The following is a 14,929-nucleotide window of genomic DNA, read 5'->3' on the forward strand; positions in this document are numbered from 1 at the left end:
AGGGCTGTACCTGTGACGGCACGCCCCCTTCAAGATTCTCCACCAAAAAGCTAAGCCTGGCCGTAACGCTTCTTGAACCGCTCAACACGACCAGCAGTGTCAACCAACTTCTGCTTGCCAGTGAAGAAAGGATGGCATGCAGAACAAATCTCGGTAAAGATTTCCTTGCGGGTGGAACGGGTCTGAAAGCTGTTGCCACAGGCACATTTAACGGTCACTTCGTTGTACATCGGGTGAATTCCTTCTTTCATCTGCTACCTCCTGATAATTGCAGCTCGTTTAATAAAGCTGTGTATTGGCGAAATTGTAGGATATCGGATTTACACAAAAAACATCAAGCACTTTTTTGAATAATCTACGGACTACTTGTTCATGGAATCGAGGAAATCCTGATTGCCCTTGGTCTCAGACAATTTATCCAGCAAAAATTCCATGGCATCCACCACGTTCATCGGATGCAGGATCTTACGCAGGATCCAGATCCGGTTCAAAGAAATCCGCTCAATCAGCAGTTCTTCCTTACGGGTGCCGGACTTATTGATATCAATGGCCGGGAAGGTACGCTTTTCCACCAGACGGCGATCCAGGTGGACTTCCATGTTACCGGTGCCCTTGAACTCCTCAAAGATCACCTCATCCATCTTGCTGCCGGTATCCACCAGGGCAGTGGCGATGATGGTCAACGAACCGCCTTCTTCAATGTTACGGGCCGCGCCAAAGAACCGCTTCGGTTTCTGCAGGGCATTGGCATCCACACCACCGGTCAGGATCTTGCCGGATGGCGGCAGAACAGTATTGTAGGCACGGGCCAGACGGGTAATGGAGTCCAGCAGAATCACAACATCCTTTTTGTGCTCCACCAGCCGCTTGGCCTTCTCAATTACCATCTCCGCCACCTGTACGTGACGGGTAGCCGGTTCGTCAAAGGTAGAAGAGACCACTTCACCATTAACTGAACGCTGCATGTCGGTTACTTCTTCAGGCCGTTCGTCAATCAGCAGGACAATCAGGTACACCTCAGGGTGATTGGCTGCAATCGAGTTGGCGATATTCTGGATCAGCATGGTCTTGCCGGTCCGGGGCGGAGCCACGATCAGGCCACGTTGTCCCTTGCCGATTGGCGAAACCAGTTCCATGACCCGCATGCCATAGTTGTCCGGGGCCGTCTCCAGCTTGAGTTTTTCTTCTGGATAGAGCGGGGTCAGGTTATCAAAGAGGGTCTTGTCACGGCCGGCCTCTGGTGTCTCAAAATTGATCAGCTCCACCTTCAGCAAGGCAAAGTAACGTTCACCTTCCTTGGGCGGACGGATCTGACCGGAGACCGTATCACCGGTACGCAGGTTAAAACGCCGGATCTGGCTGGGAGATACATAGATATCATCGGGACCCGGCAGGTAGTTATAGTCTGGTGCCCGCAGGAAGCCGAAACCATCCTGCAGAATTTCCAGAACACCCTCGCCATAGATCGAGCCGTTTTGTTCAGTCTGGGCATTCAGGATGGCAAAGATCAGATCCTGCTTACGCAGGCCTGAGGCACCTTCAATACTCAGGTCACGGGCAATACCATTCAGTTCGCTGATTTTTTTGTTTTTCAAGTCCTGGAGGTTCACGACAAGGATCTCCTGCTGGTGGGATACGACGTCATCAAGGAATGAGAGGACGGTGATGTTGGCATAGGGTTACTGGGATATTCAGGCAATGGCAAAGGTTAAACTCACAAAAAACAGGGATAGTGTTGTATTCACGTGGGGACTTTTGCCAGACGCAAAGCCCGGGTTTAACGGCTGTCGGGAAACTCTCTTTAGTTTGGAAATGAGCGTAGCGGGTGGTTGCAACTGAAGTTTAATCACGATAGCCACAACAACCAGAGGATGTCAACAGGAAAGTAACAGGGAAAAGTGGCCGATGAACAGCCACTTGCACTGATATCTGCTTGACCCCCTGTCAGCGAAAGGCTATAAAAACAAATTCAATCAACAAACCACACCATTAAAATTCACTATTTATTTCAGGCAGGTACCTTTGATGCTCGGACAACCACTTCTTGATGCTATCGGCAACACCCCCCTGATTCAGATCACTGCAATCAATCCCAACCCCCATGTTCGTATTCTTGCCAAACTGGAAGGAAACAACCCCGGCGGCTCCATCAAGGACCGGCCAGCACGTCAGATGATCCTGGCAGCGGAGGCGTCCGGTGAGCTGACTGCAGATAAGATTATACTTGAGCCAACCTCCGGCAACACCGGCATCGCCCTGGCCATGATTGCCGCAGCCCGTGGCTACCGAATCAAACTGGCCATGCCCGCCTGCGTCAGCGTTGAACGTCGCAGCATCCTTGAGGCCTATGGGGCCGAGATCGTGCTTTCACCAGGCTGCGAGAAGACCGACGGCGCCATCCGCCTGGCCCACAAGATTTATGGGGAAGAGCCGGGGCGTTACTACATGCCCAACCAGTACGATAACCCCAACAACCCGTTGGCCCATGAACTGACCACCGGGCCTGAAATCCTGGCCCAGACCGGTGGCAACCTGACCCATTTTGTGGCCGGCATGGGTACCGGCGGCACCTTGATGGGAACCGCGGCCTGTCTTCGCAAGCACGCCCCAACAGTGCAGATCATCGGGGTCGAACCAAATCTTGGGCATGCCATCCAGGGCCTGAAGAATATGAAAGAGGCGATTGTCCCGGCCATCTACCACGAAGAACAACTGCACCGGAAGATCGTGATTGATGACGAGACCGCCTTTGAAACCTCCCGGCAACTGGCCTCCCATGAAGGGATCTTCTGCGGCATGTCCGGCGGGGCCGCCATGGCTGGCGCCTTTAAACTGGCACAAGAACTCGAAAACGGCACCATTGTGGTGATTATTCCTGACCGTGGGGATCGCTACCTGAGTACCAATCTATTCAAGTCCATGTGCGCAAACTGTCCACCGTAGTTCTTAGTTTCTTGACCGGCGCCCCTTGGCACTGGTATTTTATGCAACTTATTTCAATCCATCCTCACGGAGGTAGACCGTGACGTTTCAGAACCTGATCCTGTCGCTCCAAAATTACTGGGCAAACCAGGGCTGCGTGATTCAACAGCCCTATGATACTGAAAAAGGGGCAGGCACCTTCAACCCGGCCACCTTCCTGCGGGTGCTTGGGCCTGAGCCCTGGAATGTGGCCTACGTGGAGCCTTCACGCCGTCCTACTGATGGCCGTTACGGCCAGAACCCCAACCGGTTGCAGCACTACTACCAGTTTCAGGTCATCATGAAGCCATCACCGGCCAATATTTTGGACCTGTATCTGGATTCCCTGCGGGCCTTTGGCATCAATCCCAGTCAGCATGACATCCGCTTTGTGGAAGACGACTGGGAGTCTCCCACCCTTGGAGCCTGGGGGCTGGGCTGGGAGGTCTGGCTGGATGGTATGGAGATCACCCAGTTCACCTACTTCCAGCAGGCTGGCGGGATCGACCTGAAGCCGGTCTCATCGGAGATTACCTACGGCTGTGAGCGGATCGCCATGTACCTGCAGGGAGTGGACAACGTCTATGATCTGGAATGGGCCAAAGGGGTCAAGTACGGCGATATCCATCACCAGACCGAGGTTGAGTTCTCCACCTACAACTTTGAAGAGGCTGATGTGGCCCTGCTGCTGGAGCTGTTCGGCAAATACGAAAAAGAGTGTATCCGTCTGGCTGAAAAAGATCTGGTCTTCCCTGCCTATGACTTTGTCATGAAATGTTCCCACACCTTTAACCTGCTGGATGCCCGTGGCGCCATCTCCGTTACTGAGCGGGCCTCCTACATCGGCAGGGTACGCAACGTGGCCCGTCTCTGCGCTGAAGGGTATGTCCGTCAGCGGGAACGCCTGGGCTTTCCAATGCTGAAAGGGGGAAACTAGACCATGACCAGGGAACTGTTACTTGAAATTGGTGCTGAGGAGATCCCGGCCGGATTTGTCCCCAAGGCGCTTGCATCCATTGAAGAGATGATCCGCAAAGAGCTTGAGGCTGCCCGGCTCTGCTTTGATGCCATTACCACCATGGGAACACCGCGTCGCCTGACACTGCATATCAAAGGGCTGCCCACCATCCAGCCCGATGCCGAGCTGACCGCCATGGGACCGTCAAAGAAGGCGGCCTTTGATGCCGATGGCAAACCGACCAAGGCTGCTGAAGGATTTGCCCGCGGCCAGGGGGTGGATGTCTCAGCCCTGCAGATTATCAGCACTGACAAAGGCGAGTATCTGGCAGTTACCAAGCAGGAGGTTGGACGCCCGACCCATGAACTGCTGGCCGAGATCCTGCCCAGACTGGTGTCTGGCATACCGTTCAAAAAATCAATGCGCTGGGCCGATCTGGATGTCCGTTTTGCCCGCCCGATACACTGGATTGTGGCCCTGTTTGATGGGGTCGTGGTGCCGTTCTCCTTTGGGCCGATCCAAAGCGGCAATATCTCCCGTGGCCACCGGTTTATGGCCAACACAACCTTTCCGGTGCGTGACTTTGCCCACTATTTGGAAGAGTGTGAGCGTCACTTTGTGATTGTTGACCAGGAGCGCCGCAAAGAGATCATCCGCAAAGAGACCCACCGGATTGCCAAGACCACCGGCGGTCACCTGCTGCCGGATGAATCTCTGCTGGAAGAGGTTACCTATCTGGTGGAGTACCCCAGTGCCATTATCGGCAGTATCCCGGCCGAGTTCCTGGTGGTGCCCAAAGAGGTGCTGATCACCTCCATGCGTTCCCACCAGCGTTACTTCTCGGTGGTGGATGAGAGCGGCAAGCTGCTGCCCTACTTCATTACCATCCCCAACACCCTGGCCGAAGATCCGTCCGTAGTGGTCAAGGGCAATGAGCGGGTGCTGCGGGCCCGTCTCTCCGATGCCCGCTTCTTCTTTGATGAAGACCACAAGGTTACGCTGGAGAGCCGGGTTGAATCGCTCAAAAGCGTGGTCTACCAGCAGAAGCTGGGCACTTCCTATGAAAAGATGGAGCGCTTCCGTGCCCTGGCTGAGCAGCTGGCCGAACAGCTCAACCCTGCTGTCAAGCAGCAGGCGGCACGGGCTGCCTTCCTCTGCAAGGCTGACCTGGTCTCCGGTATGGTCTGCGAGTTCCCTGAAGTGCAGGGGATCATGGGCCGCGAGTATGCCCTGCATGATGGTGAGGATGCTGCCGTAGCCAACGCCATTGCCGAACATTATCTGCCCATCCAGGCTGGCGGCGACCTGCCTGCCTCGGATATCGGCGCCTTTGTTTCCCTGGCTGACAAGCTGGACACCCTCTGTGGCTGCTTTAGTGTCGGCCTGATCCCCACCGGCGCTGCTGATCCCTATGCCCTGCGCCGTGCCACGATCGGCATGATCAGCATCATTCTGGACAAGGGCTATCGCCTGTCGCTGTCAGGGTTGATCGGTTCTTCACTTGATCTGCTGGCTGCCAAACTGACCCGCCCCCGTGACGAGGTACAGCGCGACCTGCTGGAGTTCTTCCGGGGCCGTTTTGTCAACCTGCTGGGCAATGGCCACCCGACTGATGTGGTTGAGGCCGCTGTGGCAGCCGGTTTTGATGATCTGGCTGACTGCGCACAACGGATTCGCGCCCTGGACACCTTCCGCCAGCGGGATGATTTCCAGCCCCTGACCGTGGCGTTCAAGCGGGTCTGCAATATCGTTAAAGAAGGGGTTGATGCGCCGGTTAACCCGGCCCTGTTTCAGGATGAGGCAGAGCACACCCTCTACCGGGTGCTGCAGGAAACCAAGACAGCAGCCCAGACCAAAATCGACCAGCACCAGTATTTGGAGGCACTCTCTGACATCGCCGGCCTGAAGTGGGCTGTTGATGCCTTCTTTGATGCGGTGATGGTCATGGCAGATGACGTTGCGGTGCGTAACAACCGCCTGGCACTCTTAACCACCATTAATCGTCTCTTTAGCAAGATTGCAGATTTCAGCAGACTGACCGGTTAGGCATTTTATCCAATCAAGATGAACCTGGAGGTTCACCATGTCATTCACTGGCCGCATCATCTTTGGCAATGCTATTGTTGTACTTTCTGCTGTACTGCTCCTGACCCTGCTAAACAAAACCGGCAGCATGCTGAATGGACTGCTGCTGGGATTGGTTCTGCTGGTGGGCTCCTCCACGGTGCTGTGGTGGCTCTGTAATCAAGCCTTTAAACCACTGGGGGGCATCGTAGCCGCCATGGAAAAGGCAGCTGCCGGTGACCTGTCCGTACGTGCAGAGACCAATGCAGCCGGTGAAATCGGCCGTCTGGGCATCGCCTTTAATGCCATGATGAACGACATGAACCAGGCCATGCGCAAATTTTTCAGCGTGGCAGACCTGGTGCGAGATTCAGTTACCATGGTGCAAAACACCACCAATGCCATGGCTGATGCAGCAGAAGAGGTGGCTATGCAGGCCGGCACCATCGCCACGGCCAGCGAAGAGATGTCAGCCACCTCATCGGACATCGCCCGCAACTGCCTCTATGCAGCTGAAAATTCACAGAAGGCAACTGAGCAGACCACCTCCGGTGCCCAGATTGTCCGCAGCAGCGCCGATGTCATGGAAAATATTGCCAAGCGGGTCATGCAGTCATCAACCACGGTTGAAGGGCTGGGGCAACGTTCTGACCAGATCGGCGCCATTGTGGGCACCATTGAGGATATTGCTGACCAGACCAACCTGCTGGCGCTGAATGCAGCCATCGAGGCTGCCCGGGCTGGCGAGATGGGTCGTGGCTTTGCCGTGGTTGCCGATGAAGTACGGGCCTTGGCAGAGCGGACCACCCGGGCCACCAAAGAGATCGCCGGCATGATCAAGACCATCCAGACCGAGACCCAATCAGCGGTTAAATCCATGTCTGAAGGGGTTGAAGAGGTTAAACGGGGCACTGAAGGTACTACCCGCTCCGGTGAGGCGCTGGAAGATATCCTGAACATGATCAACGAACTGGCCCTGCAGATCAACCAGGTGGCAACCGCAGCGGAAGAACAGACCGCCACCACCTGCGAGATCACCAGCAACATCCAGATGATCACTGAAGTGGTCAACCGCAACGTGGACAACGCCCGTGGCACCACTGAGGCAACCGTCAAACTGGCCGAGCAGGTGGATGAACTGCATCAGCTGGTAGGACACTTCAAGCTGGCCAGCGCCCTGGTCTGGGATGCCAGCTTTGCCACCGGCATCCACACCTTTGATGAGCAGCACAAGGTGTTGTTCAACATGGTTAACGAGCTACACGATGCCATGCAACAGAAACGGACCAAAGAGGTGATCGGCAAGATTCTGCACGGGCTGGCTGACTATACGGTCAACCATTTTGCTGAAGAGGAAAAGGCCTTTGACCAGACCCGATATCCTGACGTAGTTAACCATAAAAACCTGCACAAGAACCTGGTGGATCAGGTGGTTGCACTGATCGGCAAATTCCAGAGCGGCGAGGCACTGCTGACCCAGGATGTGATCTCCTTCCTGCAGAAATGGCTGATTGACCATATCAAAGGCCAGGATAGGAACTACGGTCCTCACCTGATTAAGAACGGTATCAAATGATTGCAATAATTGACTATGGCATGGGCAACCTGCGCTCGGTCCAGAAAGGGTTTGAGCGGATAGGTTTTGCTGCAGAGGTAACCGCTGATCCGGCACGACTGCTTGAGGCCCAAAAGATAGTACTGCCCGGCGTGGGTGCCTTCCGTGACTGCATCCACAACCTGCAGCAGGGAGGATTTGTTGAGCCGATCCTGCAGGTGATTGCTGAGGGCCGTCCTTTTCTGGGTATCTGCCTGGGGCTGCAGTTGCTCTTTACTGAAAGCGAAGAGTTTGGTCTGCACAAAGGACTGGGAGTCATTCCGGGCCGTGTGGTCCGTTTTCCTGAGGGGATGCAGGAGCAGGGAGAAAAGCTGCCGGTGCCTCACATGGGCTGGAACCAGATTTCTCTCAAGGCCGAAACACCGTTGTTTAACAACATTGCTGATGGCAGTAACGTCTACTTTGTCCATTCCTACTATGTGAAGCCGGATGACTCGACAGTCGTAGCTGCCACCTGTAACTACGGGCTGGAGTTCTGTGCCGCTATCCGCAAGGACAACGTCATGGCCACCCAATTCCACCCTGAAAAATCGCAAGGGATCGGCCTGCAGATGCTGAAAAACTTTGCCGAGATGAACGGCTAATTTTTTTGCCACAGAGGTCACAGAGTACACCGAGTAAGACAAAACCGAAACGTTGGTTTTAGACCCAATTCCTACAGATCAGATCTCTTTCGGTTTGATGCTGTTTCCTCTGAGCCCTCTGTGTTCTCTGTGGCCAGATAGATTTGAAAGGTTTTTATGATCGTTATACCTGCCATAGACCTGAAAGAAGGTAACTGCGTCCGCCTGGAACAGGGCGAGATGAACCGCGACACCGTATTTTCCGACAATCCTGCCGAGCAGGCCCTGAAGTGGCAGGAGGCTGGTGCAGAACTGCTGCATCTAGTGGATCTGGATGGCGCCTTTGCCGGTATCCCCAAGAACAAGGCCGCCATTGAATCGATCATCAAGGCGATTAAGATTCCTGCCCAGCTTGGTGGCGGTATCCGCGACATCGCCACCATTGAGGCCTACCTGTCACTGGGGCTTTCCCGTGTGATCATCGGCACCGCTGCCCAGCGCAACCCGGAACTGGTGATCGAGGCCTGTCAGAAGTTTCCGGGCCAGATTGTGGTGGGCATTGATGCCAAGAACGGCATGGTGGCGGTACAGGGCTGGGCTGAACTGACCGACATCAGCGCCATTGATCTGGCAAAGAAGTTTGAAGACTGTGGTGTTGCTGCCATCATCTACACCGACATCAGCCGGGACGGCATGATGGGCGGCCCCAACCTTGAAGCAACCAAGGCGCTGGCAGAGGCGATCTCCATTCCGGTGATCGCTTCCGGCGGCGTCTCTTCACTGAAAGATATCGAAAATCTGATGGCCATTGAGCAGAGCGGCATCAGCGGCGCCATTACCGGCAAGGCAATCTACACCGGTGCCATTAACCTGCGTGAGGCGATTGACCTGACCAAGCGGGGCTGCCAATGCTGACCCGTCGTATTATTCCCTGCCTGGACGTAACCGGTGGCCGGGTGGTCAAAGGGGTCCAGTTTCTGGAGCTACGTGATGCCGGTGACCCGGTGGAGATCGCCGAGGCCTATGACCAGCAAGGGGCTGACGAACTGACCTTTCTGGATATCACCGCATCCAGCGATGGGCGCGACACCATGGTGGATGTGGTACGCCGCACGGCAGAGCGGGTCTTTATGCCGCTGACCGTTGGTGGCGGTATCCGAGTGGTGGAGGATATCCGCCGCATGCTGAATGCCGGGGCTGACAAGGTTTCGATCAACACAGCTGCAGTCAGTCGGCCTGAGTTTGTGAATGAGGCAGCCGAACGGTTCGGCTCCCAGTGTACGGTGGTGGCCATTGATGCCCGTCAGGTTCCGGGCGAACAGCGCTGGGAGGTCTATACCCACGGTGGCCGCAAGCCGACCGGTATTGATGTGGTGGAATGGGCAAACCGGATGGAATCCTTTGGCGCCGGTGAGATCCTGCTGACCAGCATGGACCGTGACGGCACCAAAGATGGCTATGACCTTGCCCTGACCCGTGCCGTGGTTGATGCGGTTTCAATACCGGTAATCGCCTCCGGCGGTGTCGGCAACCTTGAGCATCTCTATGACGGCTTCACGACTGCCGGGGCCTCAGCATGCCTGGCTGCCTCCATCTTCCATTTCCGGCAGCATACGGTACAGGAAGCAAAACAGTATCTCCAGGGACGTGGCGTCCCGATCAGGATGGTCTAAGATGAACAGTAACCAGCATATTCTGGATGAGTTGTATCAGGTAATCCTCTCCCGCAAAGGTGCCTCGCCAGACAGTTCTTACACCGCCTCCCTGCTGCACAAAGGTCTGGACAAGATCCTCAAGAAGGTCGGAGAAGAGGCCACCGAAGTGGTGATTGCCGGCAAAGGCGGCACTGATGCCGAGCTGATCTACGAAACCGCTGACCTGCTCTATCACAGCCTGGTACTGCTGGCAGCACGGGATGTTCCGGCTGATACCGTCTGGACAGAACTGCAACGCCGCTTTGGCACCTCAGGCATCGCTGAAAAGGCTGCCCGTAAGGAATAGTAAAACCTTAATCTCTTGCAAAATGTCATGAGGAAGGCCGGATACAAGGCGCACGGCGCACAGCGACTGAGACATAACCCCCAGTTAGACAAAGGAGCGAGCACCGCGCAACGCAGTAGACAGCCTCCGCAGTAGTTTTGCATATTTATTCAGTTGACATCAGGAAATTTGCTGCTAGTATACGAAGCTCACAAAAAAATACACCTAGGCATTGTTAACAGCGTCAGCTGTTTCCATACACGTATCTTACGACGGAGGGAGGGATTATGGATGCCAGGAGTACGAATTCGGGAAAACGAGCCATTTGATCTCGCTCTGAAGAAGTTTAAGAAGCAGTGCGAAAAGGCGGGGATCCTCTCTGAGGTCCGCAAGCGTGAGCACTATGAGAAGCCCAGCATCAAGCGCAAGAAGAAGGCGATTGCAGCTCGCAAACGCGCCCTTAAGAAGCAGCGTAAGATGATGGACTAACGGCCATCGAAGCCGGATCTCCCTTCCTCTCCTCCACTTACGATCCGGTATGTAGTAACGAACGGGGCTTTCGCAAGAAAGCCCCGTTTCCGTCTTGTTCCAGTTTCAAATCAAGGATGAGATCAAGGCGGCACGAATATCGGCGACGCAGGCGTACAAACCGTACGTTGAGGAGCCGAAGACGAGCCAACGAAGATATCGCCTTGAGTTGGAACTGGAATTGTTCTCTGTGGACACCATCTATGAGCCTGCTCGACATCACTATCCTGACCGTGCTGGCCCTTGGGGCATTGAGAGGCCTGCTGCGTGGCCTTGTGAAAGAGGTTGCCGCCTTGACCGCGTTACTGCTGGGGGGTTGGATGGCCTTCCGGTTCCATGAACAGGCAGCCGTACTGCTACAAGGGATGGTTCCACCGGTAGCGGCACGGATGATCGCCTTTGTAACCCTGTTGATTCTGGTGGGGCTGGCGGCTCACCTGTTGGGTAATCTGCTGACCAACCTGATTAAACTTGCCCTTTTGGGGTGGGTTAATCGCCTGGGCGGCATGATGATCGGTTGTCTTGAAGCAGCGCTTATACTGGGAATGTTCTTTTACGCCGTTCTTTCGATCCCGTTTACCTTTCAGTTCAAGGATACGGTTAAAAAACATTCGTTTGCACTCCCGTTGGCACAGTTTGGCGGTACAGCAATTGATCGAGCCAAGACCTTTCGGCAACAAACACCATGAACCGTAATGACACGGTCAGAGAGGTTGCTGAACGGCTTTCCATTGCTGAGGTTATTGGTGAATACGTTTCCCTGAAACGGAGTGGTTCCAACTTTCTGGGGCTCTGCCCGTTTCATGGAGAAAAAACACCCTCTTTTAACGTCAATCCAGCCCGTGAAATTTTTCACTGTTTTGGTTGCGGCGCAGGGGGGGATATCTTCTCCTTTGTGATGAAGATTGAGGGGATCAGCTTCCCTGAGGCGTTGCGTAAACTGGCTGCACGTGCCGGTGTGGCCATTGAAGATCGCCCTTTGACTGATGCAGAAAAGCAGTTAAAGACCGAACGCGATCAACAGCGCACAATCATGCTGGTGACAGCAGAACACTATCGCGACACCCTGACCAGAAAACCGGAAGGGGCGGCGGCCCGCAGCTATCTGCAGGAGCGGGAAGTAGACCCGGAGACATCGGCAGCCTATGGGCTTGGCTTTGCCTCTGAGCGTCGTGACACCCTGATCCAGCTTCTGAAAGCCAAAGAATTACCGCTTGAGCTGGCAGAACAGCTGGGGATCATCCGCAAGGGTGAGCGTGGCTGGTACGATCTGCTGCACAACCGCCTGATCTTTCCGATCCGGGACAAGCAGGGACAGCCGATCGGTTTTGCAGGCCGGGTGCTGGACAGCAGCCTGCCCAAGTATATCAACTCGCCGGAATCGCCGCTGTATCGCAAGAGCAGCGTACTGTTCGGGGTTGATCTGGCATTACGGGATATCAGACAGAGCGGCACCGCGATTATCGTGGAAGGCTACTTTGACCACCTGGCCCTCTACCGGGCCGGTATCCGCAACGCCCTTGCCACCTGCGGCACGGCACTGACTGACGGACATATCGGCCTGCTGAAGAAACATGCCCAGCGGGTCTGCCTGCTGTTTGATGGTGACAATGCCGGGCGTAAGGCCACGGTACGGGCCATGGAACTCTGCCTTGAACAGGCACTGCCGGTCTATGTCATCAACCTGCCCCAGGGAGAAGATCCTGACAGCCTGCTGCAGAAGCATGGTGTCGAGGCATTCAACCAGCAGGTTGCAGCGGCAAAACCGGCCTTTGAACAGTTTTTACACTGGCTTCTGGCCAAGACACCGGCTGACAGCATTGATCAGCGGGTACGGTTGATGGATGAGATCATCCCCCGCTTTCAACGGATCAAAGATCCGGTAGAGCGGGATCTGTACCTGAAAGAGATCTGCCGGTTGCTGGGTATTGATCCACCGTCATTCCGGCGACGACTGGCAGGACAACGCAGCGAACAGAAACAGGAACCGCTCCAGACAGCAACAAGGCCAGCGCAACGGCCTGCTCAACGGGATATTGTCATACAGACCCAGGAAACCTTGCTGAGCCTGCTGGCAACCTATCCTGAAGTCCGCCAGGAACTACAGGCACTTGACCTTACGCAGCTGTTTGACCAACAGCACCTGCCGCTGGCCCAGGCGATACTTGACACTGCCAGCAGTGATCAGGAAGGGCCGATCTGGCATGATCTGCTGGCGCGGCTTGAACAGGAAGAACAGAAAGAGCTGGTGGCACGGCTGCTGGTTCATGACCAACATCTGGCAAATATTGATTGGCGATCCGCCCTACGGCAATGCCTGAAGCGACAAAAGGAAAAAGAGACCGGCGGATTAAAACAGATCGCCCTCCGGCTGGCCACCCTGCCTGAAGACAGTGAAGAGTATCAAGAATTATTAAAATTGGCCGATCAGTTGCGTAATAAAAAATCGGCGTTATAAGTAATCATACTCAGTATTTTACAAAGGTACCCATACCCATGGCTAAGAAAAACATTGATGATGTTAAGCAGTTGATTGATATAGGCAAAGAGAAGGGCTTTCTGACCTTTGACGAAGTAAACGACATCCTCCCCCCCGATATTGCCACGGAACAGATTGATGACGTCATGGGCATGTTCGGCGATATGGATATCGAGATCGTTGACTCTGCCCAGAAGGTCAAGATCCCCAAGATCAAGATCGATCTGGAAGAAGGGGAAGAAGAAGCCGAAGGCGAGGCAGAAGAGGTCGAGTTTGAGCCAGGAGCCATCGGACGCACCAGTGACCCGGTCAGGATGTACCTGCGGGAAATGGGCTCGGTATCACTGCTGACCCGTGAGGGCGAGGTGGAGATAGCCAAGCGGATTGAAGACGGCGACCGTGAGGTGGCCGGCATCATCCTGAACACCCCGATTACGGTCAAAGAAGTGCTTGTGCTGGGTGACAAACTGCGCAAGTTCCAGATCACCGCTTCTGAAATCAGCAAGGATATTGAAGAAGATCCAGATGTTGATGCAGAAGAAGGTGAAGAGGATGTCCAGCAGATCCGCCTGCTTGAGACGATTGATGCCATCGCAGCCTGTGACCAGCAGGTCACAGAACTGGCAGCAGCCCTTGAAGCAGCCAAGGCTGCCGCCAAGAAAAAAGAGTTGGAAAAAGCCCTGAAAGAGTCCAAGGAGCAGTTGGCAGAACTGCTGCGCTCACTGCGGATGAAGGATCGCCATATAACCAGGGTCGCTGACCGTCTGAAGGAGCTTTCCTCCAAGGTCAACCGGGTTAAAAATGAACTGGCTGAAGTCCACAACATCATACCGGCAGACAAAATGGCTGAACTGCTGGAAAAGTTCCGGCTTGACGAAACCAAGGGGATGGCCGCCCTCAAGCCGTTGAAACTGAATGAAGATGACTTTCAGAAGGTTGAAAAGCGCCTCAAGAATGCTGCCCGCAAGCTGATCAAGGTAGAGCAGGAATCAGGTTTTAAGGCGACCGAACTTTCCAAGGCGATCCGGGCGATCCGCGAAGGTGAGCACAAGGCTCGCATCGCTAAGTCAGAACTGATCGAAGCCAACCTGCGTCTGGTGGTTTCAATTGCCAAGAAATACACCAACCGCGGTCTGCAGTTCCTTGACCTGATTCAGGAAGGTAACATCGGCCTGATGAAGGCGGTGGACAAGTTTGAATACCAGCGGGGCTACAAGTTCTCCACCTATGCCACCTGGTGGATCCGTCAGGCCATCACCCGCGCCATTGCTGATCAGGCCCGTACCATCCGGATTCCGGTCCATATGATCGAGACCATCAACAAGCTGATCCGCACCAGCCGTCAGCTGGTACAGGAAAACGGTCGTGAGCCGGCACCGGAAGAGATCGCCGAGCGGATGCAACTGCCGCTGGACAAAGTCCGCAAGGTGCTGAAGATCGCCAAAGAGCCGATTTCACTGGAGACCCCGATCGGTGAGGAAGAAGATTCCCACCTGGGTGATTTCATTGAAGACAAGGGCGTGGTCAACCCCCTTGAGGCGGTGATCAAGGCCAACCTGTCTGAACAGACCTCCCGCGTGCTTTCAACCCTGACCCCACGGGAAGAAAAGGTACTGCGGATGCGTTTCGGTATTGGCGAAAAGAGTGACCACACCCTGGAAGAGGTAGGCCAGGACTTTGAGGTTACCCGTGAACGAATTCGTCAGATCGAAGCCAAGGCACTGCGTAAACTGCGTCACCCCAGCCGCAGCAAAAAACTTAAAAGCTTTGTAGAGTAACCA

The 14,929-nt window shown here is 54.8% G+C and carries 14 protein-coding genes; 12 read left to right on the plus strand and 2 right to left on the minus strand.

Annotated elements, in window-relative coordinates:
• Positions 1-50: 50 nt before the first annotated feature.
• On the minus strand, positions 51-251 hold the full coding sequence (rpmE, locus tag B5D39_RS04525; protein ID WP_078789211.1) for a 50S ribosomal protein L31: 201 nt from the start codon (positions 249-251) through the stop codon (positions 51-53).
• 111 nt (positions 252-362) lie between these two features.
• Positions 363-1,610, minus strand: a complete 1,248-nt coding sequence (gene rho / locus B5D39_RS04530) for a transcription termination factor Rho (protein WP_078789212.1) — start codon at positions 1,608-1,610, stop codon at positions 363-365.
• A gap of 415 nt (positions 1,611-2,025) precedes the next feature.
• Between rho and B5D39_RS04535 the strand changes: the two genes are divergently transcribed.
• The 12 genes from B5D39_RS04535 (at position 2,026) to rpoD (ending at position 14,926) form a co-directional block, all read left to right on the plus strand.
• Positions 2,026-2,943 carry a PLP-dependent cysteine synthase family protein gene (locus tag B5D39_RS04535; protein WP_078789213.1) on the plus strand — a complete coding sequence of 306 codons (918 nt, stop codon included), beginning with the start codon at positions 2,026-2,028 and terminating at the stop codon, positions 2,941-2,943.
• Positions 2,944-3,022: 79 nt separating this feature from the next.
• Positions 3,023-3,898, plus strand: a complete 876-nt coding sequence (gene glyQ / locus B5D39_RS04540) for a glycine--tRNA ligase subunit alpha (protein WP_078789214.1) — start codon at positions 3,023-3,025, stop codon at positions 3,896-3,898.
• Between the two features lie 3 nt (positions 3,899-3,901).
• On the plus strand, positions 3,902-5,965 hold the full coding sequence (gene glyS / locus B5D39_RS04545) for a glycine--tRNA ligase subunit beta (RefSeq protein ID WP_078789215.1): 2,064 nt from the start codon (positions 3,902-3,904) through the stop codon (positions 5,963-5,965).
• 37 nt (positions 5,966-6,002) lie between these two features.
• Complete coding sequence (locus tag B5D39_RS04550; RefSeq protein WP_078789216.1) at positions 6,003-7,559, plus strand: bacteriohemerythrin; 1,557 nt, start codon at positions 6,003-6,005, stop codon at positions 7,557-7,559.
• Positions 7,556-8,182 (plus strand): imidazole glycerol phosphate synthase subunit HisH, encoded by a 627-nt coding sequence (gene hisH, locus B5D39_RS04555; RefSeq protein WP_078789217.1) that lies wholly within the window; start codon positions 7,556-7,558, stop codon positions 8,180-8,182. Before B5D39_RS04550 ends, hisH begins: the two co-directional genes overlap by 4 nt.
• A 156-nt stretch (positions 8,183-8,338) precedes the next feature.
• Positions 8,339-9,076, plus strand: a complete 738-nt coding sequence (gene hisA, locus B5D39_RS04560) for a 1-(5-phosphoribosyl)-5-[(5-phosphoribosylamino)methylideneamino]imidazole-4-carboxamide isomerase (RefSeq protein ID WP_078789218.1) — start codon at positions 8,339-8,341, stop codon at positions 9,074-9,076.
• Entirely contained in the window at positions 9,070-9,834 is a 765-nt protein-coding gene (hisF, locus tag B5D39_RS04565; RefSeq protein ID WP_078789219.1) for an imidazole glycerol phosphate synthase subunit HisF, read from the plus strand. Before hisA ends, hisF begins: the two co-directional genes overlap by 7 nt.
• A 1-nt stretch (position 9,835) precedes the next feature.
• Entirely contained in the window at positions 9,836-10,162 is a 327-nt protein-coding gene (locus B5D39_RS04570) for a phosphoribosyl-ATP diphosphatase (RefSeq protein WP_078789220.1), read from the plus strand.
• A gap of 270 nt (positions 10,163-10,432) precedes the next feature.
• Positions 10,433-10,630 (plus strand): 30S ribosomal protein S21, encoded by a 198-nt coding sequence (gene rpsU, locus B5D39_RS04575; protein WP_012469089.1) that lies wholly within the window; start codon positions 10,433-10,435, stop codon positions 10,628-10,630.
• A gap of 242 nt (positions 10,631-10,872) precedes the next feature.
• The gene (locus B5D39_RS04580; RefSeq protein ID WP_161947422.1) at positions 10,873-11,358 is read left to right on the plus strand and encodes a CvpA family protein; all 486 of its coding nucleotides are present in this window, start codon (positions 10,873-10,875) and stop codon (positions 11,356-11,358) included.
• Positions 11,355-13,127, plus strand: a complete 1,773-nt coding sequence (dnaG, locus tag B5D39_RS04585) for a DNA primase (protein ID WP_078789222.1) — start codon at positions 11,355-11,357, stop codon at positions 13,125-13,127. Before B5D39_RS04580 ends, dnaG begins: the two co-directional genes overlap by 4 nt.
• 38 nt (positions 13,128-13,165) lie before the next feature.
• Positions 13,166-14,926 (plus strand): RNA polymerase sigma factor RpoD, encoded by a 1,761-nt coding sequence (gene rpoD, locus B5D39_RS04590; RefSeq protein ID WP_078789223.1) that lies wholly within the window; start codon positions 13,166-13,168, stop codon positions 14,924-14,926.
• The last annotated feature ends 3 nt before the right edge of the window (positions 14,927-14,929 follow it).

The organism is Trichlorobacter thiogenes, from assembly GCF_900167465.1.
Classification (GTDB): domain Bacteria; phylum Desulfobacterota; class Desulfuromonadia; order Geobacterales; family Pseudopelobacteraceae; genus Trichlorobacter; species Trichlorobacter thiogenes.

Coding starts and splice junctions, on each gene's coding strand:
- B5D39_RS04570 (WP_078789220.1), top strand. CDS start 9,836: ATGAACAGTAACCAGCATATTCTGGATGAGTTGTATCAGGTAATCCTC.
- dnaG (WP_078789222.1), top strand. CDS start 11,355: ATGAACCGTAATGACACGGTCAGAGAGGTTGCTGAACGGCTTTCCATT.
- B5D39_RS04550 (WP_078789216.1), top strand. CDS start 6,003: ATGTCATTCACTGGCCGCATCATCTTTGGCAATGCTATTGTTGTACTT.
- hisH (WP_078789217.1), top strand. CDS start 7,556: ATGATTGCAATAATTGACTATGGCATGGGCAACCTGCGCTCGGTCCAG.
- rpmE (WP_078789211.1), bottom strand. CDS start 251: ATGAAAGAAGGAATTCACCCGATGTACAACGAAGTGACCGTTAAATGT.
- hisA (WP_078789218.1), top strand. CDS start 8,339: ATGATCGTTATACCTGCCATAGACCTGAAAGAAGGTAACTGCGTCCGC.
- rpsU (WP_012469089.1), top strand. CDS start 10,433: ATGCCAGGAGTACGAATTCGGGAAAACGAGCCATTTGATCTCGCTCTG.
- B5D39_RS04580 (WP_161947422.1), top strand. CDS start 10,873: ATGAGCCTGCTCGACATCACTATCCTGACCGTGCTGGCCCTTGGGGCA.
- hisF (WP_078789219.1), top strand. CDS start 9,070: ATGCTGACCCGTCGTATTATTCCCTGCCTGGACGTAACCGGTGGCCGG.
- glyS (WP_078789215.1), top strand. CDS start 3,902: ATGACCAGGGAACTGTTACTTGAAATTGGTGCTGAGGAGATCCCGGCC.
- B5D39_RS04535 (WP_078789213.1), top strand. CDS start 2,026: ATGCTCGGACAACCACTTCTTGATGCTATCGGCAACACCCCCCTGATT.
- rpoD (WP_078789223.1), top strand. CDS start 13,166: ATGGCTAAGAAAAACATTGATGATGTTAAGCAGTTGATTGATATAGGC.